Origin of the sequence: Mesorhizobium sp. M1328 (assembly GCF_040318075.1) — a bacterium.
Lineage (GTDB): Bacteria > Pseudomonadota > Alphaproteobacteria > Rhizobiales > Rhizobiaceae > Mesorhizobium.
The window spans coordinates 75,384-100,270 of the sequence record NZ_JAMYLO010000020.1 but is presented as its reverse complement, the minus strand read 5'-3'; the positions used below and the strand labels follow the sequence as shown (position 1 = coordinate 100,270).

Annotated in this window: 19 protein-coding genes; 9 read left to right on the top strand and 10 right to left on the bottom strand. The window is 64.5% G+C overall.

Annotated elements, in window-relative coordinates; genetic code table 11:
• Positions 1 to 78: 78 nt before the first annotated feature.
• Positions 79 to 696, top strand: coding sequence for a L,D-transpeptidase (locus NKH23_RS27390; protein ID WP_352719316.1), 618 nt, complete (start codon positions 79 to 81; stop codon positions 694 to 696).
• 110 nt (positions 697 to 806) lie between these two features.
• Here NKH23_RS27390 and NKH23_RS27385 read toward each other — a convergent pair whose 3' ends face one another.
• The 3 genes from NKH23_RS27385 to trpS form a co-directional block, all read right to left on the bottom strand.
• A complete protein-coding gene (locus NKH23_RS27385) occupies positions 807 to 1,376 on the bottom strand; it encodes a NifU family protein (protein ID WP_292664553.1) in 570 nt (189 codons plus the stop codon).
• A 545-nt stretch (positions 1,377 to 1,921) separates the two neighbouring features.
• Positions 1,922 to 2,413 (bottom strand): universal stress protein, encoded by a 492-nt coding sequence (locus NKH23_RS27380; RefSeq protein WP_107649287.1) that lies wholly within the window; start codon positions 2,411 to 2,413, stop codon positions 1,922 to 1,924.
• Positions 2,414 to 2,605: 192 nt separating this feature from the next.
• Positions 2,606 to 3,682: a tryptophan--tRNA ligase gene (gene trpS / locus NKH23_RS27375; RefSeq protein WP_352719315.1), complete on the bottom strand. Its 1,077-nt coding sequence runs from the start codon at positions 3,680 to 3,682 to the stop codon at positions 2,606 to 2,608.
• A gap of 354 nt (positions 3,683 to 4,036) precedes the next feature.
• Here trpS and NKH23_RS27370 point away from each other — a divergent pair, with 354 nt between their 5' ends.
• Both NKH23_RS27370 and NKH23_RS27365 read left to right on the top strand, forming a co-directional pair.
• Positions 4,037 to 4,282, top strand: a complete 246-nt coding sequence (locus NKH23_RS27370) for a type II toxin-antitoxin system VapB family antitoxin (RefSeq protein ID WP_023676383.1) — start codon at positions 4,037 to 4,039, stop codon at positions 4,280 to 4,282.
• Positions 4,282 to 4,686: a type II toxin-antitoxin system VapC family toxin gene (locus NKH23_RS27365; protein ID WP_352719314.1), complete on the top strand. Its 405-nt coding sequence runs from the start codon at positions 4,282 to 4,284 to the stop codon at positions 4,684 to 4,686. The genes NKH23_RS27370 and NKH23_RS27365 overlap by 1 nt, the downstream gene beginning before the upstream one ends.
• On the opposite strand, the gene murJ is transcribed toward NKH23_RS27365, so the two are convergent.
• Together murJ and NKH23_RS27355 are read right to left on the bottom strand one after the other, a co-directional pair.
• Positions 4,661 to 6,259, bottom strand: a complete 1,599-nt coding sequence (gene murJ, locus NKH23_RS27360) for a murein biosynthesis integral membrane protein MurJ (RefSeq protein WP_352719313.1) — start codon at positions 6,257 to 6,259, stop codon at positions 4,661 to 4,663. The genes NKH23_RS27365 and murJ overlap by 26 nt on opposite strands.
• A gap of 46 nt (positions 6,260 to 6,305) precedes the next feature.
• Positions 6,306 to 9,104, bottom strand: a complete 2,799-nt coding sequence (locus NKH23_RS27355) for a [protein-PII] uridylyltransferase (protein ID WP_352517229.1) — start codon at positions 9,102 to 9,104, stop codon at positions 6,306 to 6,308.
• A 227-nt stretch (positions 9,105 to 9,331) separates the two neighbouring features.
• On the opposite strand from NKH23_RS27355, the gene NKH23_RS27350 reads away from it, so the two are divergent.
• The 3 genes from NKH23_RS27350 to NKH23_RS27340 all read left to right on the top strand — a co-directional run bounded on the left by NKH23_RS27350 (position 9,332) and on the right by NKH23_RS27340 (position 13,199).
• Positions 9,332 to 11,836, top strand: a complete 2,505-nt coding sequence (locus NKH23_RS27350; RefSeq protein WP_353035778.1) for a heavy metal translocating P-type ATPase — start codon at positions 9,332 to 9,334, stop codon at positions 11,834 to 11,836.
• A gap of 43 nt (positions 11,837 to 11,879) precedes the next feature.
• On the top strand, positions 11,880 to 12,266 hold the full coding sequence (gene copM, locus NKH23_RS27345) for a CopM family metallochaperone (RefSeq protein ID WP_352469262.1): 387 nt from the start codon (positions 11,880 to 11,882) through the stop codon (positions 12,264 to 12,266).
• An 87-nt stretch (positions 12,267 to 12,353) separates the two neighbouring features.
• Positions 12,354 to 13,199, top strand: a complete 846-nt coding sequence (locus NKH23_RS27340; protein ID WP_352719311.1) for an aldo/keto reductase — start codon at positions 12,354 to 12,356, stop codon at positions 13,197 to 13,199.
• Positions 13,200 to 13,419: 220 nt separating this feature from the next.
• Here NKH23_RS27340 and mutS read toward each other — a convergent pair whose 3' ends face one another.
• Positions 13,420 to 16,071 (bottom strand): DNA mismatch repair protein MutS, encoded by a 2,652-nt coding sequence (gene mutS, locus NKH23_RS27335; protein ID WP_352719333.1) that lies wholly within the window; start codon positions 16,069 to 16,071, stop codon positions 13,420 to 13,422.
• Positions 16,072 to 16,274: 203 nt separating this feature from the next.
• Here mutS and NKH23_RS27330 point away from each other — a divergent pair, with 203 nt between their 5' ends.
• Positions 16,275 to 18,554, top strand: a complete 2,280-nt coding sequence (locus NKH23_RS27330) for an NADP-dependent malic enzyme (RefSeq protein ID WP_352719310.1) — start codon at positions 16,275 to 16,277, stop codon at positions 18,552 to 18,554.
• Positions 18,555 to 18,830: 276 nt separating this feature from the next.
• Here the strand turns inward: NKH23_RS27330 and NKH23_RS27325 are convergent, their stop codons facing one another.
• Positions 18,831 to 19,823 carry an adenosine kinase gene (locus NKH23_RS27325; RefSeq protein WP_352719309.1) on the bottom strand — a complete coding sequence of 331 codons (993 nt, stop codon included), beginning with the start codon at positions 19,821 to 19,823 and terminating at the stop codon, positions 18,831 to 18,833.
• A 218-nt stretch (positions 19,824 to 20,041) separates the two neighbouring features.
• Here NKH23_RS27325 and NKH23_RS27320 point away from each other — a divergent pair, with 218 nt between their 5' ends.
• Positions 20,042 to 20,932, top strand: coding sequence for a DMT family transporter (locus NKH23_RS27320; protein ID WP_502908414.1), 891 nt, complete (start codon positions 20,042 to 20,044; stop codon positions 20,930 to 20,932).
• A gap of 83 nt (positions 20,933 to 21,015) precedes the next feature.
• Positions 21,016 to 21,711 (top strand): sulfate transporter family protein, encoded by a 696-nt coding sequence (locus NKH23_RS27315; protein ID WP_352719307.1) that lies wholly within the window; start codon positions 21,016 to 21,018, stop codon positions 21,709 to 21,711.
• Positions 21,712 to 22,107: 396 nt separating this feature from the next.
• Here the strand turns inward: NKH23_RS27315 and NKH23_RS27310 are convergent, their stop codons facing one another.
• The 3 genes from NKH23_RS27310 to NKH23_RS27300 all read right to left on the bottom strand — a co-directional run bounded on the left by NKH23_RS27310 (position 22,108) and on the right by NKH23_RS27300 (position 24,859).
• Positions 22,108 to 23,106 (bottom strand): proline racemase family protein, encoded by a 999-nt coding sequence (locus NKH23_RS27310; protein ID WP_352719306.1) that lies wholly within the window; start codon positions 23,104 to 23,106, stop codon positions 22,108 to 22,110.
• A 14-nt stretch (positions 23,107 to 23,120) separates the two neighbouring features.
• Positions 23,121 to 23,924 carry an isocitrate lyase/PEP mutase family protein gene (locus NKH23_RS27305; RefSeq protein WP_352719305.1) on the bottom strand — a complete coding sequence of 268 codons (804 nt, stop codon included), beginning with the start codon at positions 23,922 to 23,924 and terminating at the stop codon, positions 23,121 to 23,123.
• A 77-nt stretch (positions 23,925 to 24,001) separates the two neighbouring features.
• Positions 24,002 to 24,859, bottom strand: a complete 858-nt coding sequence (locus NKH23_RS27300; protein ID WP_352979006.1) for a hypothetical protein — start codon at positions 24,857 to 24,859, stop codon at positions 24,002 to 24,004.
• Positions 24,860 to 24,887 lie beyond the last annotated feature (28 nt).

Sequence of the window (24,887 nt, the reverse complement as noted above, 5' to 3'; positions counted from 1 at the left end):
GCAAATGCCAGCATGAATGAAGATGAAAAAGCGGCCGACTCGAGCCGCTGTTGTTTGGGCAGGGCATCGGACCTTTTCATGCGCATGAAGTCACTTGCAATCGTCGCGGCCCTGGCGCTGTCGACAGCTGTCGCCGGTTGCAGCACCATCGGGTCGCAGATCTTCACCAACAACTACGGCGCGGTGACCGATGCCGGCTATCACCTGCCGCGCATCCCGATCGAAAAGGTGCCGTTCAAATACCGCCGGCAGATCGTCGACTACGACACCAGGGAAAAGCCGGGCACCATCATCGTCGATACGCAGAACAAATTCCTCTATTTCGTCATGGGCGACGGCGAGGCGATGCGTTACGGCATCGGCGTCGGCCGTGAGGGTTTCGAATGGCACGGCACTGCACATATCGCGCTGAAGCGCGAATGGCCGACCTGGACGCCGCCGTCGCAGATGATTAGGCGCCAGCCGGAGCTGACCAAGTTTGCCGGCGGCATGGAGCCGGGATTGAAGAACCCGCTCGGCGCGCGCGCCATGTACCTGTTCAACAAGGGCGGCGATATGGGCTATCGCCTGCATGGCAGCCCGGAATGGAATTCGATCGGCAAGGCGATGTCGTCGGGCTGTATCCGGCTGATGAACCAGGACATTATCGACCTCTACGACCGCACCTCGGTCGGCGCCAAGGTCATTGTAATATAAAGCCCTCATACGCGGACCGTCTAGGCAACAACACAGACGTCGCAAACAGAAAACCGGGCACTTGAGCCCGGTTTTTTGTTGTCTGCGGAAGTTGAAGATGGAACGGCGTGTCAGGAAACCTGTTCGACATGCTGCACTTCCGGCACAAAGTGCCGGAGCAGGTTCTGGATGCCGTGCTTCAGCGTCGCCGTCGACGACGGGCAGCCGGCGCAGGCGCCTTTCATGTGCAGGAATACCGTGCCGTTCTCGAAGCCGCGGAAGGTGATGTCGCCGCCATCCTGGGCAACGGCCGGGCGCACCCGCGTGTCGAGCAGCTCCTTGATGGTGAGGACCAGCTCCTCGTCGGCCTTGTCGTAGAATTCGCCGGTCTGGCTGGTCTCGGCGGCGGGGCCGGCCTTGGCCATCACCGGGGCGCCGGACATGAAATGCTCCATGATGGCGCCGAGGATAGCCGGCTTCAGATGCTGCCAGTCGGGGCCGTCCTTGGTCACGGTGATGAAATCATAGCCGAAGAAGACGCCGGTGACGCCGGGGATCTCGAACAGCCGGCCGGCCAACGGCGAAGCCGTTGCGGCGCTATCGGCATCACGGAAATCGGCGGTGCCTTCTTGCAGCACTTCCTTGCCGGGCAGGAATTTCAGCGTCGCCGGGTTTGGCGTCGACTCGGTCTGGATGAACATGGCCGTCTCCGTGCCCGTTTCGGGGCAGCTAGTTTGGAATAATTCTAATTAGGCTTTATCCGCCCGACATTCAAGCGAAAGGCGTCGCGGGGAACGACTGGCTGGTGGAATGAATTTTCTTCTGTAGCGCCGTGCGTCTTCCTGAAGCGCCAACGATGCCGTTCATGCAATGATACTCACCGGCCGTAAGCAACCACTGCATCGCTGCGTTCTTGGACCACTGTAACGGCATGGATCCCAGGGTCTGCGCCGCGTCGCTTCGCTCCTTGCTCCGCCCTGGGATGACGAAAGGAGGGACGCTCCGGCTCATTTTGAACGCCTGCGACTTGCCATCGGCCCACCCGAGAGCCGTATCTCTCACGCCTGCGATTAGCCATAAGCCACCACGCCTTCGTCATCCCAGGGCGAAGCAGGAGCGAAGCGACGTAGCGGAGACCCTGGGATCCATGCCGTGACCTTCGAGCGTCGCGGCGCTGAACGACAGGGTCCTTTTTGGCCCCGCAACATTGGCCCGATCGGTTCGTCGCAGGCCCGCTGAACGTACCCTAGGCCAAGCTGTCGATCTCCTCGTCCGACAGGTTCTGCGGCACCACCGTGACCGGGATAGGAAAGGCGGCGCCCTTGCCGGCGACCGCACCGACCAGCGGCCCAGGCCCTTCCTTGCCGGCGCCTGCCGCCAGCACCAGGATGGCGATGTCCTGGTCTTCCTCGATCAGCTTGTGGATCTCTTCGGTCGGCTTGCCTTCGCGCACCACCAGCTCCGGCTCGATGCCGAGCTTCTGGCGCACCTTGTTGGCGTAGCTGTCGAGTGCCGCGCGCGCCGTGGCGGTCGCCTCCTCGCGCATGATCTTCTCGACGCCCAGCCAGTGCTGGAAATCATCCGGCTCGATGACATAGAGCAGCACCAGCACGCCGCTCGTGCTTTGCGCCCGCTTCGAGGCGTAGGCGACGGCGCGCTCGCATTCGGGCGTGTCGTCGATGATCGCCAGGAACTTGCGGCGATGACCGGCTTCGCGGCTGAGGCGTTTGGAGACCATATTCACCCTGTTCGATGGTTTCGGTCGCAATCTGCCACCGCCGCAGCCCGCCCGCAAGCGACCGGCGGCTGTGGCGATGCTGGTGCAGCTTAAAGCGCGTCGCGTTCGACCAGCCTCATGCGACGCGCTTCAGGTTCTTGTTTTATGCATGTCGTTATCGCAAAACCGCTGCACACTTTTGCGCGACATGCATTAGCTTTGCAGCAGGCCGATAATGTCGCGCACGGTCTTCATCGTCGCTTCGGCCAATGTGCCGGCACGCTCGCCGCCATCCCGCAACACCGCGTCGACATAGGCGCGGTCATCGGAGATGCGGCGCATCTCGCCGGCGATCGGCGCCAGCTTTTCCACGGCGAGATCGGCCAGCGCCGGCTTGAACACCGAAAACTGCTGGCCGCCAAATTCCTTCAGCACGGCCTCTTTCGAGATTTCGGCGAGGCCGGCATAGATGCCGACGAGGTTTTCCGCTTCCGGCCGGCCGGCAAGCCCGTCCAGTTCGCCGGGCAAGGCTTCCGGGTCGGTCTTGGCCTTGCGGATCTTCTTCGAGATGGCATCGGCATCGTCGGTCAGGTTGATGCGCGACAGGTCCGACGGGTCGGATTTCGACATCTTTTTCGAACCGTCGCGCAGCGACATGATGCGCGCCGCCGGGCCGCCGATGACCGGCTCGGTCAGCGGGAAATAGCCGTTCACCGTCTCTTCGCCGACCTGCATCTCGACGCCGACGCCAAGCGCTGCGATGCGGTCCGAAAAGTCGTTGTTGAATTTCTGCGCGATGTCTCGGGTCAGCTCCAGATGCTGCTTCTGGTCGTCGCCGACCGGCACGTGGGTGGCGCGGTAGACAAGGATGTCGGCGGCCATCAGGGAGGGATAGGCGAGCAGGCCGAGCGAGGCGTTCTCGCGGTCCTTGCCGGCCTTGTCCTTGAACTGCGTCATGCGGTTCATCCAGCCGATGCGCGCCACGCAGTTGAAGACCCAGGCAAGCTCGGCGTGCTGCATCACCCGCGACTGGTTGAAGACGATGTGCTTGTTCGGATCGATGCCGGAGGCGAGAAACGCCGCGGTGATCGAACGCGTCTGGTCCTGAAGATCCTCATAGACGAGCTGTGCGGTCAGCGAATGCAGATCGACGACGCAATAGATGCAGTCGGAGGTGTCCTGCAGGGCGACGAATTTCTTGATGGCGCCGAGATAATTGCCGAGATGCAGATTGCCGGTTGGCTGGACGCCGGAAAAGACGAGCGGTTTGAAGGGGGGCTGATCGGTCATGGTGTTTCCCTGGCTTGTGGAGGGCCGTTTCGCGCGCGGCGAAAGTCTTGCGACGGCGCGCTTATGGACGAGAGCGAGGAGACGATCAAGAGGGCGTTGGCCACGTCACGCGGGGCTTTGGCGTCGGCCGAGCAGAAGGCTGTTTGAGGGGGATGGCGCCGACCAGAAACAAAACCCGCCTTGCGGCGGGTCCTCGGCGCCAATCAGCACCATACCGAAATTAGTAGCATAGCTGCCGGCACAAAGCAAGAACAAAATAGCTCGCCTTGGCAATCGCTTCGATTTGGCCAGGCCTACATTGACGGACTGATGTAGATAGCTACATAATATATGCTACACCGCGGAAGCAAAACAATGACGATCAACATCAACAACAAGGAAGCTGACAGCCTGACGCGGGCTTTTGCCAGGCTTGAAGGTGTCGGCATCACCGAGGCAATCGTGATCGCCATGCGCGAAGCTCTGGAGCGCCGACGCAATCGCGAGACGCCGCTGGAGACGGCGGCACGGCTCCGGGCCGAGTTCGGTATTGAGCTGAGCGAGCAGGCGCGCAAGCCGCTGCCGCGCTCGGTCTACGACGAATTGTCCGGCGAAGACTGATGTTCATCGATGCAGCCGCTATCGTTGCAATACTGAGCAACGAGACCGAAGCCCAGCGCTGCGCGCAGGCGGTCATGAAAGCGTCGGCTCCGTTCACGTCGGCCATCGCGGTTTGGGAAGCCGCGATGGCGCTTTCGCGATCGGAAAAGCTAGCCATCCCGGTCGCCACAAGCCTGGAGATAGTCAGCCGTTTTCTCGAAGAGCGTGGAATCACCTTGCGGGAGCTTCCGCCTGCCTCTGACGCGGCATCCCTGTCTGTTGAGGCTGCGTCGCGGTTTCGCAACAACGCTGGCCGACTGAACATGGCCGACTGTTTCCACTACGCCTGTGCGCGCTACTACGCCGTTCCGATGCTTTCGACGGCGGACGAATTCCGCTTCACGGATCTGGAGACTGTTGCTTGACCGGCTGGGACCCCTTCCGCCCGATATTGCGGCGGATCATGCCGAAATCTGCGCCGCCGGTGGCGAAGGCGGTGACGAAGTAGAGCAGCGCCCCGCCGGCGACGAGCGCAAGCAGGGTTACCGCCTGGATCACCAGAGGCGAGCCGGAAGCCAGCTTTGCGGCGAACCAGTGCTCGGCAAAATAGAGCGCCGCGGCCATCACCGCCGCCGACAGCACCAGCCGCGGGATGCGTTTCATGAGCGGCACGTCGCGGCCCCAATGGCCGCGCCGGATCAGCACGGCGAGCAGCATGAACGCATTGACCCAGCCTGCGACGGCGGAGGCAACGGCAATGCCGGGCGCGCCCATGGTCGGAAACAGCGTCAGCGCCGTCGTAATGTTAACCGCCACCGAGATAGCGGCAAAAATCATCGGCGTGCGCGTGTCCTCGCGGGCGAAATAGCCTGGGGTGAACGCCTTGATCAGCACGAAGGCCGGCAGGCCGAGGCCGAAAATCGCCAGGATTGCCGCGACCGTCGGCGTCGAATTGTTGGCGGCAAAGGCGCCGCGCTCATAGACCAGCCGCACGATCGGCTCGGACATGACCAGCAGGGCGGCCGCCGCCGGCAAGGTCATGAAAAGGGTAAACTCGACCGAGCGGTTCTGCAGATTGGCGGCCTCGACCAGATTGCCTGATTTCAGCGCCCGCGACAGTTCCGGCAAAAGCACGATGGCGACGGCGACGCCGACGACGCCCAACGGCAGCTGGTAAACGCGGTCGGCATAGGCCAGCGACGACACCGCGCTGTCCTGCGCCGACGCGATCGCCGTGCCGATCAGCTGGTTGATCTGGGTGATGCCGCCGGTGATCGCCGCCGGCAGCGCCAGGATCAGCAGCCGCTTGACGTTCGGCGTCATCTTCGGCCGCCGGAAGCCGATCGAAATGCCGGCATGGCGCACCGCCGCCCAGACGATCGCCAGCTGCACCAAGCCGGCCGCCAGCACACCCCAGGCCAGACCGAAACCGACGGTGCAGGCGTCCGAACCCTTGTACCAAGCATAGGCAAGCACGGCGATGAGGATGACGTTGAGGAACACCGGCGCCACCGCGGCGGCGAAATAGCGGCGCAGCGAATTCAGCATGCCGGCCATCATGGCGCCGAGCGACATGCAGATCAGGTATGGGAACATGACGGTCGCCAGCGCCACCGTCGTCTCGAATTTTCCCGGCGTGTCGGCAAAGCCCGGCGCCACCAGGTAGCGCACGATCAGCGGCATCGCCAGTTCCATGGCGATGGTCAGCGCCAGAAGCGCCGTGAACAAGACGCCGAACACCTCTTCGGAAAAGCGCTTGGCGCCATCGGTGCCATGTGTCTCGATCTCCTTGGCAAACAGCGGCACGAAGGCGGCGTTGAAGGCGCCTTCGGCAAACAGCCGGCGAAAGGTGTTGGGGAACTGGAAGGCGGCGTTGAAGGCGTCGGCGATCGGCCCGGTGCCGAGTGCGGCAGCCATCAGCATCTCGCGGCCGAAGCCGAGGGCCCGGCTCATCAGCGTGCCGGAAGCGACGGTGGCGAATTTCTTGACAAGGCTCATGCGCTCGAAGTCTGCCTGCGGGATTGGGGCAAATGGAAGGTGACAGTCACTCGGCGGCCGTTTTGGTCTTGCCGCGCTCGGACGCGGTGCCCTCGAGCACCGCGATCAGCCTGTTGCGAATGGTCGCCGTACGCGACGGGCTGTCGATCTTCTGGCCGGTGAGATCGGTGACGTAGAACGTGTCGATGACTTTTTCGCCGAAGGTGGTGATGTGGGCTGAGGCGATGTCGAGCGACAGGTCCGACAACATGCCGGTGATCTCCGACAGAAGGCCCGGCCTGTCCAGCCCCTCGACCTCGATCACCGAGAACCGGTTCGACAGCGTATTGCGGATCTCGGCGCGTGGCGGAATACGGAAAACCTTGGCGCCGCGCCGAGGCTTGGTGCGCTTCTCGATCATTTCGGGCAGCCAGCTCTTGCCCGACAGAACATCCTCGATCAGCCGGCCGACGCGCTCGGCACGGCGGCGCTCGTCCTCGTCGCGGTCGAACTCCCTCGAGATCAGGATGGTGTCGAGCGCGCGGCCGTCCGAAGTGGTGAAGATCTGCGCGTCGACGATATTGCCGCCGGCCGCAGCACAGGCGCCGGCAATCACCGAGAGCAGGCGTGGATGGTCCTGCGCCAGCACCGTGATCTCGGTCACCGCCTCGAACTGGTGGGTCTTGACCATTGTGGCCAGCTTCTTGCCGGCATGGTCGGCCTCGCGGATGAATTCGGCATGGCGCACCTGGTCGGGAAGATCGACCGCCAGCAGATAGTTCTCGTAGTGCTGGCCGACATAACGCTTGCGGGCCTTTTCCGGCCAGTCGGCAAGCGCCTCGGCCAGTTGTTCGCGCGCCGCCGCCGTCCGTTTGGCGCGCGACACCTCCGAAAACCCCCCAGTCAACAAAAGCTCGGTCTCGTAGTAGAGCGTACGCAGCAACTGGCCCTTCCAGCCGTTCCAGACACCAGGCCCGACACCGCGGATATCGCAGACGGTAAGCACAAGCAGCATCTTCAGCCGTTCGACCGACTGCACAATCGCGGCAAAATCCTCGATCGTCTTGCGGTCGTTGAGATCGCGGGTCTGCGCGGTCATCGACATGACGAGGTGGTTCTCGACCAGCCAGGCGACCGTTTCGGTGTCGGCCGGCGAGAGCCCCATATGCGGGCAGATGCGCCGGGCGATCCTGGCGCCGGCTTGCGAATGGTCTTCCGGCCTGCCCTTGGCGATGTCGTGCAGCAGCACGGCGACATAGAGCGCCTCGCGGCTCTTCTTCAGCCCCGGCATCAGCGCGTGGGAAAGCGGATGGACCTTTTCGCCGTCGCCGCGTTCGATCTCGGCCAGCACGCCGATGCAGCGGATCAAATGCTCGTCCACGGTGTAGTGGTGGTACATCGAGAACTGCATCATGGCGACGATCTTGCCGAAGTCCGGGATTAGCTTAGCAAGCAGTCCGGCCTCGTTCATGCGCCGCAGATTGAGCTCGGCGTTACGGTCCGAGGTCAAGATGTCGAGGAACAGCCGGTTGGCCTCCTCGTCGCGCCTGAGCGCCTTGCCGACGAGGCCGAGCGAGCGGGTCAAAAGCTTCAGCGCATCGGGGTGGAATTCCAGGCCGTGCTTGTCGGCGAACCAGAACAGCCTGAGCAAGTTGACCGGGTCGCGCTCGAACACTTCGTCGTCGGCGATGTTGATGCGGTGGTTGTCGACGATGAAATCGGCCGTGCCGGCGAGCTTGCGCTTGCGGCGCGAGAAGGTGAGAAAGATGCGGTTGAAGCCCGGCACATGCTTGGCCTGCTCCTCTTCCAGCGCGGCACAGAAGATGCGGGTCAGGTCGCCGACGTCCTTGGCGACGAGGAAGTAGTGCTTCATGAAGCGCTCGACCGCCGACAGGCCGGGATGGGTGGTGTAGCCGAGCCGCTCGGCGATGTCGCGCTGGATGTCGAAATGCAGCCGCTCCTCGGCCTTGCCAGTGAGGAAATGCATGTGGCAGCGCACCGCCCACAGGAAGTCCTCGGCCTTCTGGAATTCCCGGTATTCGGCGTCGGTGAAGACGCCCTTGTCGACCAGTTCCTCGCCGGTGCGCACCCGGTAGAAATACTTGGCGATCCAGAACAGCGTCTGCAGGTCGCGCAGGCCGCCCTTGCCGTCCTTGACGTTGGGTTCGACCAGATAGCGGCTCTCGCCGGCCTTGGCGTGGCGCTCGTCGCGTTCGGCGAGCTTGGCCTGGACATATTCAGGGCCGGTGGTGCGCACCACCTCGTGATCGAAGCGCTGCAAAAGCTCGTCATAGAGCTTTTGCTCGCCCCACAGGAAGCGCGCTTCCAGGATCGAGGTGCGGATGGTGATGTCGGTGCGCGACAGCCTAAGGCATTCGTCGATGTTGCGCGTCGCGTGGCCGACCTTCAGGCCGAGGTCCCACAGCATGTAGAGCATATATTCGACGATCTGCTCGCCCCACGGCGTCTGCTTGTAGGGCAGCAGGAACAGCAGATCGATGTCGGACCCCGGCGCCAGCGTGCCGCGGCCATAGCCGCCGACGGCAACGACCGCCATGCGCTCGGCCGATGACGGGTTTTTGACGCGATAGACATGGGTGGCGGCGAAATCGTAGAGCGCACGGATGATCTCATCCATCAGATGCGACAGCCGGGCGGCGCAGGCGGTGCCGCTGCCATCGTCCATCAGCATGCGTTCGGCGACAGTGCGGCCGTCGGCGAGCCGGCTTTTGAGAAGCTTGAGGACGCCGCTGCGCGCGGCCTTGCCCGAACCGTCGCCTGCCGTGGCCGCGGTCAGTTCGGTCATCTCGCGGCGCAAGGCTTCGCCGTCGATCAGTTCCTCGAGCTTCAGGGATATTCTTGCCATAAATGCCGTTCGGCCTCGCCGTTTCGGCGGCGTCTATAGCGCGTTTTCGCGGCGCTGGGTATGGGGCGGACGGACGCGTTCTCCGCAGCGGTGGAACGGGACGATCGTCTCGCGCCCGCGGCCGGGCGGTTAGGGGCATGGGCGCGAAAAATCGAAAACAGCCCTTGACCTTCCCGTTACTGGAAGCACTACCTCCGCCGCAACATCGAAATACAGGGGCTTTCGGCATGACGCATTCCGATCACCATCATCACGCCCATGGCAGCCGTTGCTCGGCAAAGGGCGCCTCCTCTGCTGCGGACGCCGTCATCCGCGATCCGGTCTGCGGCATGACCGTCGATCCGGCCGCCGGCAAGCCTACCGCCGGGCATGGCGGCCATCGCTATCATTTCTGCAGCGAAAGCTGCCGTTCGAAATTCGTCGCCGAACCCCAGAAATATCTGACCGCCACCGATCCCGTCTGCGGCATGAGCGTCGACCGTGCCACGGCCAGGCACTTTTTGCGGCACGAGGGTCAGGGTTTCTATTTCTGCTCGGCCGCTTGCCAGGCGAAATTCGAGGCCGAGCCGGCAAAGTATCTCGGCGACAGGCCGGCACCGCAGGCAATGCCCAAGGGCACGCAATACACCTGCCCGATGCATCCCGAAATCATCCGCGACAAGCCCGGCTCGTGCCCGATCTGCGGCATGGCGCTGGAGCCGATGGGGGTGCCGACCGGCGACGAGGGTCCGAACCCCGAACTGGTCGACTTCACCAGGCGGTTGTGGGTGAGCGCGGTGCTGTCCGTGCCGTTGCTGGTCATCGCCATGGCACCGATGCTCGGCCTGACGTTCCAGGCCTTCATGGACGACCGTGCGAAGGTCTGGCTGGAACTGGCGCTGGCCAGCCCCGTGGTGCTGTGGGCGGCATTCCCGTTCTTCCACCGCGGCTGGGATTCGATCCTCAACCGCAGCCCCAATATGTGGACGCTGATTTCGCTCGGCGTCGGTGCTGCCTATCTCTACAGCGTCGTCGCCACGCTGTTTCCTGGCCTCTTTCCGCACCAGTTCCGCGGCCATGACGGCACCGTGCCGGTCTATTTCGAGGCGGCGGCGGTGATCGTCGCGCTGGTGTTCCTCGGCCAGGTGCTGGAATTGCGCGCCCGTGAGAAAACCGGTTCGGCGATCCGTGCGCTTCTCGACCTGGCGCCGAAGACGGCGCGGCTGATCGGCGCGGACGGTTCCGAAAACGACGTGCCGCTCGATATTGTCAAGGCCGGCGACCGCTTGCGCATCCGCCCCGGTGACGCAGTGCCGGTCGACGGCATTGTGCTCGAAGGACGCTCTTCCATCGACGAATCGATGATCACGGGCGAGCCGCTGCCGGTCGAAAAGACCGAAGGCGACAACCTCACCGGCGGCACGCTCAACAAGAACGGCTCGCTGGTCATGCGCGCCGAAAAGATCGGCGCCGAGACGACGCTGGCACGCATCGTCGAGCTGGTCGCCAAGGCGCAGCGCTCGCGCGCGCCGATCCAGGGGTTGGCCGACCGCGTCTCGTTCTACTTCGTCCCGGCCGTCGTGCTGGTCGCCATCATTGCGTTCGTCGCCTGGGCGATCGTCGGACCGGAACCCAGCCTGGTCTTTGCCATCGTCTCGGCGGTCTCGGTGCTGATTATCGCCTGTCCGTGTGCACTCGGCCTTGCGACGCCAATGTCGATCATGACCGCCACCGGGCGCGGCGCGCATGCCGGCGTGCTGATCAAGGAAGCGGCGGCGCTCGAGCGCTTTGCCTCGGTCGATACGCTGATCGTCGACAAGACGGGAACGCTGACCGAAGGCCGGCCGCGACTGACCGACGTCGTTGCCGTCGAAGGCATGGCACAGGACGATCTGCTGGCGCTCGCCGCCGGGCTGGAAAAAGGCTCGGAGCATCCGCTGGCCGAGGCCATCGTCGAAGGCGCCCGCGAACGCGGCGTGAAGGTCCCCGACGCGAGCGGTTTCGAGGCTATCACCGGTAAGGGTGTTTCCGGCACGGTCTCGGGACAGAAGGTGGCGCTCGGCAATGCCGCGATGATGGCCGATCTCGGCATCGATACGGCATCGGTCCTGGCCAGCGCCGAGACGCTGCAGGCCGATGGCAAGACCGCGATGTTCGTCGCTGTCGCAGGCAAGCTCGCCGGCCTCGTTGCCGTCGCCGATCCGATCAAGGCGACGACAGCCGAGGCGATCAAGGCCCTGCATGACAGCGGGCTGAAGATCGTCATGGCGACCGGCGACAATGAGCGCACGGCCAAGGCCATCGCAGCCAAGCTCGGCATCGACGCGGTGCGTGCCGGCCTGCTGCCGGAGCAGAAGAACGCGCTGGTCGAGGAGTTGCGCGCCGGCGGTGCCGGCGTTGCCATGGCCGGCGACGGCGTCAACGATGCGCCCGCACTTGCCGCCGCCGATGTCGGCATCGCCATGGGCACCGGCGCCGATGTTGCGGTCGAAAGTGCGGGAATTACGCTGGTCAAGGGCGACCTAAACGGCATCGTCAGGGCGAGGACGCTGGCCCGCGCGACGATCCGCAACATCCGCCAGAACCTGTTTTTCGCTTTCCTCTACAATGTGCTTGGCGTGCCGGTTGCTGCCGGCGTGCTTTATCCGCTCACCGGCACGCTGCTGTCGCCGATGATTGCGGCGGCGGCGATGAGCCTGTCTTCGGTTTCGGTCATCGCCAACGCATTGCGGCTCAGGACGTTGAAACTCTGAGTAAAACTTCCAGATAGACCCTGTTCAAAAAAGGAGACGATGAATGACCTTGGCCAAGAAGATCGTGCTGCTGATGATGGCGGCGGGAATGCTGCTTGCTGTTTTCCTCGAAAGCGTTCCAGCACAAGCCGAGGAGATGAAGCACGACATGGGCGCAATGGGCGCACAGAGCCCCTCGACCGAGGGCTACAAGGCGGCGATGGACAAGATGCATACCGACATGATGGCGATCGAATATTCCGGCGATGCCGATGTCGATTTCGCCCGCGGCATGATCCCGCATCACCAGGCGGCCATCGACATGGCCAAGATCGAGCTCGCCAATGGCAAGGATCCGGAAATGCGCAAGCTCGCCGAAGCAGTAATCGCCGCGCAGGAAGCCGAGATCAAGCAGATGCAGGATTGGCTCGCCGCCCATCCGGTGAAGTAGCGGTTCACGCTATCAGAGCGAATCCGGGGAAGAGGCTTCACCTGGATTCCCTTTGGCGGCTATGATGCCGCCTGACTGGAGCATGCCATGCCATCGACGATAAGAAGGACCACCCTGCCCTGCGGCGAAGCCGTGCCGGTGCTCGGCCAGGGCACCTGGAAGATGGGCGAAGACGGCCGCCGCCGTGGCGACGAGGCCAATGCCCTGAAGCTCGGGCTGGATCTCGGCATGACGCTGATCGACACCGCCGAAATGTATGCCAGCGGCGGTGCCGAGGAGGTGGTGGCGGAGGCCATCGCCGGTCGCCGCGACGAAGTGTTCCTCGTCTCCAAGGTGCTGCCGTCCAATGCCTCGCGCACCGGCGTGAAACGGGCCTGCGAGAACAGCCTGAGGCATCTCGCCACCGACCGCATCGATCTCTATCTCTTGCATTGGCCGGGCAGCGTTCCTTTGATGGAAACGGTAGAGGCGTTCGAAGCGTTGAAGGCGGCCGGCAAGATCCGCCATTGGGGCGTCAGCAATTTCGATACCGATGAGATGGAAGAGCTGGTTCGGTTGCCGGCCGGCGGCAACGTCCAGACCAACCAGGTGCTCTACAATCTGTCGCAGCGCGGCGTCGAGTTCGACCTCGCCCCGCGGAGCCGGCAACGCGGCATGCCGCTGATGGCCTATTCGCCGGTCGATCAGGGGATATTGGCGCGCAACGCCAGGTTAGATGCCATCGCCGCTCGCCACGGTGCGACGCCGGCGCAGATCGCGCTTGCCTGGGTGATGGCGCAGGACGGGGTGATCGCGATTCCCAAAGCTAGCCGCGCGGAGCATGTCCGGCAGAATGTCGCGGCGTTGGACATCGAGCTCACGAGCGAAGATTTCGCCGACCTCGACCGCGCCTTCCCGCCGCCGAGGCAGAAATCGGGCTTGGCGATGATTTGAGGGGTGGGGCGGAAGGCAAGCCAAAGCAGCGTTCCGTCACACCCCCCTCTGTCCTGCCGAACATCTCCCCCTCAAGGGGGGAGATTGGATTTCGCATCGGCTTTCGCCAACTTCGAACGTCGAAGGAAAAGCGCTGTCAGCGAAACTGCCAATCTCCCCCTCGAGGGGGAGATGTCCGGCAGGACAGAGGGGGGCGCCGTAGAGCGCTATCGGACGAGCACTACTTCCCAACCATCCCCTTCAGCCGGTACAGCGCCTCCAGCGCCTCGCGTGGCGTCATCTCGTCGGGATTGATCTTCACTAGCGCCGCGCCCAGCCCATCACTCTTCGCCGGCTTCGACGCTTCCCGCTTCGCCGCCACGGAAAACAGCGGCAGGTCGTCGACCAGGCGGTTGGCCTTGCCCGAAACCTCGCCGGCTTCAAGCTGGTGCAGCACTTCCTTGGCCCGGCCGACGACGGCTTCCGGCAGGCCGGCCAGCCGCGCCACCTGGACGCCGTAGGACCGGTCAGCCGCACCCTTGCCGACCTCGTGCAGGAAGACCACGTCGCCCTCCCATTCCTTGACCCGCATGGTGACGTTGGAGAGCCGCGGCAGTTTTCCGGCCAGCGCCGTCATCTCGTGGAAATGCGTGGCGAAGATCGCCCGGCAGCGGTTCTTCTCGTGCAAATATTCGACCGCCGCCCAGGCGATCGACAGGCCGTCGAAGGTGGCGGTGCCGCGGCCGATCTCGTCGAGAATGACCAGCGCGCGTTCGCCGGCCTGGTTGAGGATCGCCGCCGTTTCGACCATCTCGACCATGAAGGTGGAGCGGCCGCGCGCCAGATCGTCGGAGGCGCCGACCCGCGAAAACAGCCGGTCGACGACGCCGATATGGGCTGATGCCGCCGGCACGAATGAGCCGGTCTGGGCAAGGATGGCAATCAGCGCGTTCTGCCTGAGGAAGGTCGACTTGCCGCCCATATTGGGGCCGGTCAGCAGCCAGATCGCGCCGGCCTTGGCATCGCCTTGCGGCGACAGATCGCAATCATTGGCGACGAACGGGCCTTCGCCGGAACGCCGCAGCGCCTGTTCGACCACCGGATGGCGTCCACCCGAAATCTCGAAGACAAGGCTCGCATCGACTAGCGGCCGGCACCAAGCCTCGCTTTCGGAAAGCAAGGCAAGTGCAGCCGAAACATCGAGCACGGCGAGCGCTTCGGCGCCGGCACGGATCGTGTCGGCCTGGCCGACGACTTCCGCCGTCAGCGCCTCGAAAGCGGCAAGCTCGATCGCCAGCGCCCGGTCGGCGGCGTTGGCGATCTTCGATTCCAGTTCGGCGAGTTCCGTGGTGGTGAAGCGCATGGCGTTGGCCATGGTCTGGCGATGGATGAAGCGCGCCTTGGCGCCGTCGCTGCCGGTCATCAGCGCATGGTGGTTGGCGGTCACCTCGATGTAATATCCCAGCACATTGTTGTGCCTGATCTTCAGCGAGCGGATGCCGGTCTCGTCGATCAGCGAACGCTCCAGCCCGGCGATCACTTTTCGCGACTCGTCGCGCAGTGCCCGCATCTCGTCGAGTTCGGCGTGGTAGCCGGAACGGACGAAGCCGCCGTCGCGCCTGAGCAACGGCAGCTCGTCGCTGAGCGCCTGTACCAGATGCGTCGCCAGTTTACCGGGCAGTGCCTTGATAGCTCCCAACGCCGCGGTCAGTTCGCCCGGCAAGGTGGTTTGGCCGAACAGTTCGGCGATGGCGCTAGCCGCTTCGAAACCGGCGCGCAGCGCGCCGAGGTCGCGCGGGCCGCCGCGGTTGAGCGCCAGCCTGGACAGCGCGCGCGGCATGTCGGCAACGCTCTTCAGGCTTGCCCGCACCGCCTGGCAGAGGCGCGTCTCGGAGCGGAAGAACGACACTGAGTCCAGCCTGGCGCTGATAGCCGCCGGGTCGGTCAGCGGCGCCATCAGCCGGTCGGCGAGCAGCCTTGCCCCGCCGCCGGTCACCGTGCGGTCGATCGCCTTGAACAGCGAGCCGTCGCGGCTGCCGGACAATGTGCGCAGCAGTTCCAGATTGGCGCGCGTCGCCGGGTCGATGAACAGGGTCGAGCCCTGCTCCTCGCGCTGCGGCCGCGACAGCGGCGGCCGCTCGGCCTTCTGCGTCTTTTCGACATAGGCGATGACGCCTGAGATCGCCGACAGTTCGGCGCGCGAAAACGAGCCGAAACTGTCAGGCGTCGCCACCTCGAAGAAGCGGGCGATGCGGCCGGCGGCCGAAGCCGAATCGAACAGCGACGGCGGCTGCGGGCTGGCGACGCGGCCGAGCACGTCGAATACCGGTTTCAGCTCCGGGTCGTAAAACACCGGCTCGGCGACGATCAGCTCGCGCGGATCGACGCGGAAGACATCGGCGAGCAGCCGGTCGGCGGTGGTTTCGGCGACGCGGAAGACACCGGTCGAGATCTCGATCCAGGCCAGCGCGAAAGCGTGATCGCTGCTGCCGCCCTTGACCCGTCCCAGCGCCATCAGAAAACTCGATTCCGACGGCGCCAGCAACTTGTCCTCGGTGATGGTGCCGGGGGTCACCAGCCGCACCACGTCGCGGCGCACCACCGATTTGCCGCCGCGCTTCTTGGCCTCGGCCGGATCCTCGATCTGCTCGCAGACGGCGACGCGGAAGCCCTGGCCGATCAGCTTCTGCAGATAATCGTCGGCGGCATGCACCGGCACGCCGCACATCGGGATGTCGAGCCCCTGGTGCTTGCCGCGCTTGGTCAGCACGATGCCGAGTGCCCGGCTCGCCTTCTCGGCATCGTCGAAGAACAGCTCGTAGAAATCGCCCATGCGGTAGAACAGCAGCGAATCCGGGTTCGCCGCCTTGATCTCAATGTACTGCTCCATCATCGGCGTCGCCGGCGCGAAGGCCGGGGTGGCGTTGTCGCTTCGAATGGGCGTCTCGTCGTTCAAGAAGCTGCTTCCAAAATTTTGCAAGCCATGCTTGGCGGTTTACAGCGGCGAAGTGTAGCCTTAATCCCGAACCTTCCACAAAAGAAAGCATGCGCACCCATCGCAAGCGGTGCCGTACGGGCGAGGAAACCAAAGGTACCATGGCCAAGAAAACCGAAAGCAACGGGCCCTCCGTCAGCGCCCAGGAGGCATTGGAATTCCATGCCATGGGCCGCCCCGGCAAGCTGGAGATCGTCGCGACAAAACCAATGGCGACGCAACGCGATCTCAGCCTTGCCTATTCGCCGGGCGTCGCCGTGCCGGTTCTCGCCATCGCCGAGGATCCGAGCCGCGCCTTCGACTACACGGTTCGCGGCAACATGGTCGCCGTCATCTCCAACGGCACCGCCATCCTCGGTCTCGGCAACCTCGGCGCGCTGGCCTCGAAGCCGGTGATGGAAGGCAAGGCGGTGCTGTTCAAGCGCTTCGCCGATGTCGATTCCATCGACCTCGAGGTCGACACCGAGGATGCCGACGAATTCATCAATTGCGTGCGTTTCCTCGGACCCTCCTTCGGCGGCATCAACCTCGAGGACATCAAGGCACCGGAATGTTTCATCATCGAGCAGCGGCTGCGCGAGCTGATGGACATACCGGTCTTCCATGACGACCAGCACGGCACCGCCATCATCTCGGCCGCCGGCTTGATCAACGCGCTGGAAATCACCGGCCGCGACATGAAGACCACGAAAATGGTCTGCAATGGCGCGGGTGCCGCCGGCATCGCCTGCATCGAATTGATGAAGGCGATGGGCTTTGCGCCGGAAAATATCATCCTTTGCGACACCAAGGGCGTCGTCTTCCAGGGCCGCACCGAAGGCATGAACCAGTGGAAATCGGCGCACGCCGTGAAAACCGGCGCGCGCTCGCTGGCCGAGGCGCTGGACGGCGCCGACGTGTTCCTCGGCCTCTCGGCCAAGGGCACGCTGACCACCAGGATGGTGCAGTCGATGGCCAAGAACCCGATCATCTTCGCCATGGCCAATCCCGACCCCGAGATCACGCCGGAGGAGGTCGCCGAGATCCGAACCGACGCCATCATGGCGACGGGACGGTCCGACTACCCGAACCAGGTCAACAACGTGCTTGGCTTCCCCTACATCTTCCGCGGCGCGCTCGATGTGCGGGCGACCACCATCAATGACGACATGAAGATCGCCGCCGCCCGGGCGCTGGCGGAGCTCGCGCGCCAGGACGTGCCCGACGACGTCGCCGCCGCCTATCAGGGCAACCGGCCGAAATTCGGCCCCAACTACATCATCCCGGTGCCGTTCGACCCGCGGCTGATCTCGGCGATCCCGATCGCGGTCGCCAAGGCGGCGATGGAGTCCGGCGTCGCGCGCAAGCCGATCCTCGATCTCGACCGCTACGCGCAGGAGCTTTCCGCCCGCCGCGACCCGATCGCCTCGACGTTGCAGCGCATCTACGACCGCGTCCGCCGTCAGCCCAAGCGCATCGTCTTTGCCGAGGGCGAGGAGGAGCAGGTGATGCGCGCCGCCGTCTCCTATGTGAACCAGCGGCTCGGCACCGCCATCCTGCTCGGCCGCGACGACATCATCAAGGAAAACGCCAGGAACGCCGGCATCGACCTCGGTAAGCAAGGCATCGAGATCATCAATGCGCGGCTGTCGCGGCGCAACTCGGTCTACACCGACTATCTCTACGAGCGCATGCAGCGCAAAGGCTTCCTGTTCCGTGACTGCCAGCGGCTGATCAACAACGACCGCAACCATTTCGCCGCCTGCATGGTGGCGCTGGGCGACGCCGACGGCATCGTCACCGGCGTCACCCGCAACTATTCGACGGCGCTCGACGATATCCGCCGCGTCATCGACGCAAGGCCCGGCCACTGCGTCATCGGCGTATCGATCGTGCTCGCGCGGGGTCGCACCGTGCTTGTCGCCGACACCGCCGTGCACGACATGCCGAATGCCGAACAGATCGCCGACATCGCCGAGGAGGCCGCCGGCTTCGCCCGCCGCATGGGCTACGAGCCGAGGCTCGCCATGCTCGCCTATTCAACCTTCGGCCATCCGCAGGGCGAACGCTCCGAGCGCGTCCAGGAAGCGGTGCGCATCCTCGACAAGCGCCGCGTCGATTTCGAGTATGACGGCGAGATGGCCGCCGACGTGGCGCTCAACGCCCGCGCCATGGCGCAGTATCCGTTCATCAGGCTGACCGGCCCGGCCAATGTGCTGATCATGCCGGCTTTCCACTCGGCCTCAATCTCGACCAAGATGCTGCAGGAGCTCGGCGGCTCGACCGTCATCGGCCCGCTGCTGGTCGGCCTGAACAAGCCGGTTCAGATCGTCTCGCTGAATGCCAAGGACAGCGATATCGTGAATATGGCGGCGATCGCGGCGTATAGCGCTGGGGCTTGAGGAGCGAGCTTACCCTCCTCTCGCTGGGAAGGGTCGTGCGAAGGCGACGCCTATAGAGGGCAGTGCTATCGCATGGGGGGTTCCCCCTCATCCGGCCGCTTCGCGGCCACCTTCTCCCCGCTGGGGAGAAGAGCCTGGCATCAACCTGGCGACCTCCTCTCCCCTCGGGGAGAGGTCGGATTGCCCCGAATTGCCCTTGGCAATTCGGTTGGCAATCCGGGTGAGGGGGCACTTGCCGATGTGCGATTGCCCTGCCATCGAGCGAGACCGAGCTCCCTACAGCAGCCCCGCCTGTTCGGCCTCTCGGCGCAGGTTCTGCCTTGGCCTTGGGCCGATTTGCTGGATGACCAGCCCGGCGGCCAGCGAGCCGAGATCGCCGCACTGCTTCAGGCTGCGGCCCTGCGTGTAGCCGTAGAGGAAACCGGCGGCATAAAGGTCGCCGGCGCCTGTCGTGTCGACCAGCTCGCGGATCCTGGTCGCCTCGATGGTGACGGTCTCGTCGCCGCGGACGATGACCGAGCCCTTTTCCGAGCGGGTGACGGCTGCGATCTTGCAATCCTTGCGGATCTGCGCCAGCGCCTCGTCGAAGCACGCGGTCTGGTAGAGCGACTTGATCTCGTGGCTGTTGGCAAAGACGATGTCAACGGTGCCTGAGCGCATCAGGTCGAGGAACTCGTCGCGGTAGCGGTCGACGCAGAACGAGTCCGACAAGGTCATCGACACTTCGCGCCCGGCGGCGTGGGCGAGCTTCGCGGTCTGCCGGATCGCTTCCTTGGCGCGCGGCGGGTCCCACAGATAGCCCTCGAAATAGGTGACCGCCGCGCCCGACGCCTTGTCGGCCTCGACGTCCTCCGGGCCGAGCTCGATGCAAGCGCCGAGATAGGTGTTCATCGAGCGCTCGCCGTCCGGCGTGACGAAGATCATCGAGCGCGCCGTCGGCGGTTCGCCGTTGAGCGGCCTGGTGTCGAAGGCGACGCCCTGGGCATGGATGTCATGCGCGTAGATTTCGCCGAGCGCGTCGTTGGAGACCTTGCCGAAGAAAGCGGCGCGGCCGCCGAAGGAGGCGACGCCCGCCGCCGTGTTGCCGGCGCTGCCGCCCGAGGCTTCGATGGCCGGGCCCATGCGGCTGTAGAGCAGTTCGGCGCGCCGCGTGTCGATCAAATTCATCGCGCCCTTGATGATGCCGTTGGTCTCCAGGAACGCCTCGTCGCACTGGGCGATGATGTCGACGATGGCATTTCCGATACAAAGCACGTCATAGTCCGGCATCAATTCATGTCTCCGCCAAAAAACTACCGGCTTTCTGCCACGCCGGGCGCGGGCGGGTCTAGCGGTTTGATGCGGCTTTGCCTAGTCGACAATGCCGCGATCCGACGAATGTCAGCATAGCGACCATCGTTGGATGGCGGCCGAAGCATTTCCCGCGTGCCTGGCTTACAAGCATGGCTGAGATGAGCGATGCCCAGAGGTTCCAGCCGGCCATGTCCATGAAAACCGACACGAGGATCGAGCTGGTGCTGCTCGTCGTATTGGCGGTGCTGTGGGGCGCATCCTACAGCTTCATCAAGATCGGCGTCGCGACGATCCCGCCGGTGACGCTGATCGCCGCGCGAACCCTGATCGCGGGTGGCATCCTGCTCGCCCTGATCCGCTGGCGCGGGCTGGCCTTGCCGGGTGATGCCGCAAGCTGGCGCCGGTTTGCATTCCAGGCATGCCTCAACAGCGTCGTGCCGTTCACGCTGATCGCTTCGGCCGAGCGCTCGCTGGATGCCGGGCTGGCCACGATCCTGAATGCGACCTCGCCGATCTTCACCTTCTTGCTGACCGCCCTCATCACCCGCCATGAACCGGCGACCATGCGCAAGCTGTTCGGCGTCGGGGCGGGAATCGCCGGAATATGCCTCGTCATCGGCGTCCCGGCGCTAGGCGGCCTCAGACAGCAATTGTTGCCGCAACTTGCCGTGGTCGCGGCGACGATCTGCTATGCCGGCGCTGCCGTTTTCGGTCGCGGCTTCAGGGGGCTCGACCCGATGGTGCCGGCCGCCGGTTCGATGCTCTGCGGCGCCGCGATGCTGATCCCCTTGAGCCTTGCGTTCGATCAGCCATGGACGCTGGCGCCATCGACGACCTCGATCCTTGCGCTGCTCGGGCTTTCCGTGTTTTCAACCGCGCTGGCCTTCTCAATCTATTTCCGCCTCCTCCATACGCTGGGTTCCGTCGGCACCACCTCGCAAGCCTATCTGCGGGTGCCGATCGGCGTTGCTATCGGAGCCGTGTTCCTTGGCGAAAGCCTTGGTCCGAGCGCATGGTGGGGAATGGCCCTGGTCGTCGCCGGCGTGGCGGCGATGACCATTCCCCAGGCGAAGGTCGCGCGCTAGGAAGCCGCGCTTGCGACTTGGGCGATCTCCGCCTATTCGGAGATATCAGCCACGGGCACGTTTGACATGGGATTGGAAACGCCGTGATCCTCGACGCCGCCCGCGCCGCCTTGAGCCGGCTGTTCTCGCCCGAATTCCGTTCCGTGTTCGTGAAGACGCTGGGGCTGACCTTGCTGGCGCTGGCGGCGCTTTGGTTCGGGATCAAGGGGCTGTTCGAATGGCTGGCCTGGCCGTGGATCGATGCATGGCTGCCCGCCCTTCCCTCCTGGGCCGGATGGCTGGGCGCCGTCGTCGCCGGCATCGGCCTTGCGCTGGGGCTGGCGCTGCTCATCGCGCCGGTGACGGCGATCATCGCCGGCCTGTTCCTCGACGACGTCGCCGAAGTGGTCGAGCGCACCGATTATCCCAACGATCCGCCCGGCCGCGCCGTGCCGGCGCTGCGCTCGCTGGTGCTGGCGATCAGGTTCTTCGGCGTCGTCATCCTCGGCAATATCGTCGCCCTGCTGCTTCTCCTGGTGCCCGGCATCAACATTGCCGCCTTCTTCATCGTCAACGGCTATCTGCTCGGGCGCGAGTTCTTCGAGTTCGCCGCCATGCGCTTTCGCCCGGAGGCTGAGGCCAAGGCGCTGCGCAGAAAGCACGCTGTCACCGTGTTCCTCGCCGGTCTGGTGGTCGCGGCTTTCCTGGCCGTGCCGCTGCTCAATCTTCTGACGCCGCTGTTCGCCGCCGCCATGATGGTGCATCTTCACAAGGCGATCTCGGCACGGGAAGGGAGCTGACCGCCCTTGTTGGTGCAAGTCCGGCGCACAGAAGCGCTGCACTCTTCAGCCATAGTAACGGCATGGATCCTAGGGTCTCCGCGACATCGCTTCGCTCCTGCTCCGCCCTAGGATGACGAAGGCGCGGGGGTTCAAGACAAGTCGCGGACGTCGGAGATTGGCCGTTGCGTCGCAGTGTAGAGGGTGGTAGCGGACGGCAAATCACAACCCTTGGAAGTTAGCTGCGGCCTCCCTCATTTCGTCATCCTAGGGCGGAGCAAGAGCGAAGCGACGCGGCGAAGACCCTAGGATCCATGCCGTGACCCACGAGCATCGCGGCGTTGAACAGCTGCATCCGGCCCTTTTGTCCTGGGCTCGAGGCACCGCCGTTCGCCGGCAGTTGAACATCAACACGCCTTAGCGCAGCAGAAAGCCGCGCCCCAGTTCGTCGTCGTCCTCGACAATGAATTCGGCCCGCCCTGAGTAGTAGGCACGGCCGCCGACGCGGGCGATGATGGCGTCATGCGGCCCGGCTGTGGCCGTGCGCGCGACCGCACCGGAAAAGCGCGAGCCGGCGATGCTCTCGAACAGCCGCGTCCGGCCAATCTCGATTTGCCCCTTGGCGTGCATGGCCGCCAGCCGCGCGGTGACTCCCGAGCCGGTCGGCGAACGGTCGACCTCGGCTTCGGCGAAAACGCAGATGTTTTTGGTCGGCGTATCGGAGAACGCATCCTGTCCGTCGGTGAGGATGGTGCCGTAGAGAAAGGCGAGATCGGCATGGTCGGGATGCGACAGCGGCAATTCGGCCTTGAGCTTATTGGTCAGCGCGGTCGCTGCATCGACGAAATCGCGCACCCGGTTCCTGCCGAATTCCAGCCCGAACTGGCGGCAGTCGGCGAGCGCATAGAAGGCGCCGCCATAAGCGATGTCGAAGCCGACCGGACCATAGCCTGGCAGCTCGATCCGCCGGTCGCGGGCGAACAGAAACGCCGGCACGCTTTCGAAGGACACCGCACCGGCCTTGCCATCCCTTACCTCGACCGCAGCCGAAATCAGCCCGCATGGCGCCTCGATGTTGACGGTCGTCAGCGGCTCGCGTGGCGCCACCAGCCGCTCCTCGACGGCGTAGCGGCCGAGCGCGACGATGGCGTGGCCGCACATCGTCGAATAGCCCTCATTGTGCATGAACAGCACGGCGAGGTCGGCGCCCGGCAGGTCGGGCTCCACCAGCAGCGCGCCATACATGTCGTAATGGCCGCGCGGCTCGAACATCAGGATCTTTCTGAGATGATCGAGATGGTCGCGCACATAGGCACGCTTTTCGAGGATCGTGCCCTTGGGAATGTCGGGGTAGCCGCCGGTGACGATCCGCAGCGGCTCGCCGCCGGTGTGCATGTCGACGACGGTGAGCGTCATTCGCCGGGCCCGACCTAGGCTGACGATTTGGCAAACAGCGCCTGCAGCTTGCCGAACGGCATGGCGGCGCGGGTGAAGCCGAAGGTGCCGTCCTGCTGGATCTCGCGCGCCGCGGTCTCCAGCATGCCGAAGGCGAAATTGGTGAGCCATGGGCCGAGCGAGACGCGCTTTACTCCCGCCATGGCCAGGTCGGCGATGGTGAAGCCGGGCCTGGCCATGACGTTGACCGGCTTGGTCAGGGCCGAGCAGACGGTTCGCACCATCTCGATGTCGCCCAGCCCCGGTGCATAGAGTACGTCGGCGCCGGCCTTCTCGAAGGCCTGCAGCCGCTTGATCGTATCGTCGAGGTCGGGCTTGCCCCACAGAAAATTCTCGGCCCGCGCGGTGAAGACGAAATCGCGTTTCAGTGCCCGTGCCGCTTCCGCCGCCGCCGCGACGCGCTCGACGGCATGCGCAAAATCATAGATCGGCTTGTCGGGCTCGCCGGTATGGTCCTCGATCGAGCAGCCGGCGAGGCCTGCCGCCTCGGCGGCGAAGATGGTTTCGCCGGCACTTGTCGCGCTGTCGCCCTTGCCCTTTTCGAGGTCGGCCGAAACCGGCAACCCGGTCGCCGCCGACACTTCACGGCAATGATGGATCATCGCCTCGAACGTCACCGCGCCATCGGGCAGGCCGCGCGAAAAGGCAAAGCCGGCGCTGGTCGTCGCCAGCGCCTTGAAGCCGAACGAGGCCAAGAGCTTGGTCGTGCCGACGTCCCAGGAATTGGCCATGACGAAGATCGAGGCATGCAGGTCGCGAAAAATCTTGCCCTTGTCCATGGATGCTCCCCTCCAGTGCAGAATGTGAGGCAAATTCTAGCCCGGCGGAACGCGCCGGGCAAACAAATGCGGTTGGCTCAGAAGCGTTTGGCGTTCTCATCTGCCAATCGGTCCAGCGCATCGGAATCCTTGACGTAGTGCGAAGCGTTTTTGTCCCAATGATAGGTGACGGAAATGTCGCGCGAAGACGCCTCTGGCGGCGGCTGGCCGTCGCAGCTTTCTTCCCCCGGTAGCGCCGCGTCGGTCACCGTGACCTTGATGGCTGCATAGGGCTGGCCGTCGGCGACCGCCTGGAACGCCGCATTTTGCGTCCTCCTATGAGTGCAGAGGTTTTCGTCGAACGTATAGATCATGTCGATCAGCTCGAACCTGTCGTTACGGACCATGATCAGCGGCGTGATCCCATAGCCCTGGCTCGAATTGAAATGCATGCTCATGCTGATGATGGCGTCGTCACCAGGCCCGATCGGCAGCGTGCCCGGATCGCGAAGATAGGTGATGCGGTCGACGGCGACATTGACGGCGTCGAGCAGGGCCGGCTTGCCGGTGACGTCGTAGAGCGCCAGCACGGCATAGCCCTCGGCACTGTCAGGCGAGTCGCCAAGGTCGAACAGCATGGTCAGCCGCTCCTTGCCGCCGGCCTTGATGCCGAGCACGCCGGCATTGGAAAGACCCGACACCGCCGGCGGCGAGCCGCCGTAGTCCGGTCCAGCGATGTGACGCATCTCGATCGGCATCGAACCCCGGTAGAAGCCGTCCTTGTCCGCGGCCAGATCTGGAATGACCATCCTGGCGAGGTCGAGATAGGTGACATCGCCGTGGCCGGAGACGGCGCTGCCGAGCTCCGGGGAGCTGACGGCCTCAGCGCTGGCCGTCGTCCAGAGACAAGGCAGCAGCAGGCAGGCAAAGAGGAACCGAACCAGGGAGAAGGTCATGCGCGCGCTCGTTATGTCGGGCGCGCGC

Excerpts from the sequence above, each read along its gene's own strand:
- NKH23_RS27390 (WP_352719316.1), top strand. The coding sequence starts at position 79 with ATGCGCATGAAGTCACTTGCAATCGTCGCGGCCCTGGCGCTGTCGACA.
- NKH23_RS27385 (WP_292664553.1), bottom strand. The coding sequence starts at position 1,376 with ATGTTCATCCAGACCGAGTCGACGCCAAACCCGGCGACGCTGAAATTC.
- NKH23_RS27380 (WP_107649287.1), bottom strand. The coding sequence starts at position 2,413 with ATGGTCTCCAAACGCCTCAGCCGCGAAGCCGGTCATCGCCGCAAGTTC.
- trpS (WP_352719315.1), bottom strand. The coding sequence starts at position 3,682 with ATGACCGATCAGCCCCCCTTCAAACCGCTCGTCTTTTCCGGCGTCCAG.
- NKH23_RS27370 (WP_023676383.1), top strand. The coding sequence starts at position 4,037 with ATGACGATCAACATCAACAACAAGGAAGCTGACAGCCTGACGCGGGCT.
- NKH23_RS27365 (WP_352719314.1), top strand. The coding sequence starts at position 4,282 with ATGTTCATCGATGCAGCCGCTATCGTTGCAATACTGAGCAACGAGACC.
- murJ (WP_352719313.1), bottom strand. The coding sequence starts at position 6,259 with ATGAGCCTTGTCAAGAAATTCGCCACCGTCGCTTCCGGCACGCTGATG.
- NKH23_RS27355 (WP_352517229.1), bottom strand. The coding sequence starts at position 9,104 with ATGGCAAGAATATCCCTGAAGCTCGAGGAACTGATCGACGGCGAAGCC.
- NKH23_RS27350 (WP_353035778.1), top strand. The coding sequence starts at position 9,332 with ATGACGCATTCCGATCACCATCATCACGCCCATGGCAGCCGTTGCTCG.
- copM (WP_352469262.1), top strand. The coding sequence starts at position 11,880 with ATGACCTTGGCCAAGAAGATCGTGCTGCTGATGATGGCGGCGGGAATG.
- NKH23_RS27340 (WP_352719311.1), top strand. The coding sequence starts at position 12,354 with ATGCCATCGACGATAAGAAGGACCACCCTGCCCTGCGGCGAAGCCGTG.
- mutS (WP_352719333.1), bottom strand. The coding sequence starts at position 16,071 with ATGATGGAGCAGTACATTGAGATCAAGGCGGCGAACCCGGATTCGCTG.
- NKH23_RS27330 (WP_352719310.1), top strand. The coding sequence starts at position 16,275 with ATGGCCAAGAAAACCGAAAGCAACGGGCCCTCCGTCAGCGCCCAGGAG.
- NKH23_RS27325 (WP_352719309.1), bottom strand. The coding sequence starts at position 19,823 with ATGCCGGACTATGACGTGCTTTGTATCGGAAATGCCATCGTCGACATC.
- NKH23_RS27320 (WP_502908414.1), top strand. The coding sequence starts at position 20,042 with ATGAAAACCGACACGAGGATCGAGCTGGTGCTGCTCGTCGTATTGGCG.
- NKH23_RS27310 (WP_352719306.1), bottom strand. The coding sequence starts at position 23,106 with ATGACGCTCACCGTCGTCGACATGCACACCGGCGGCGAGCCGCTGCGG.
- NKH23_RS27305 (WP_352719305.1), bottom strand. The coding sequence starts at position 23,924 with ATGGACAAGGGCAAGATTTTTCGCGACCTGCATGCCTCGATCTTCGTC.
- NKH23_RS27300 (WP_352979006.1), bottom strand. The coding sequence starts at position 24,859 with ATGACCTTCTCCCTGGTTCGGTTCCTCTTTGCCTGCCTGCTGCTGCCT.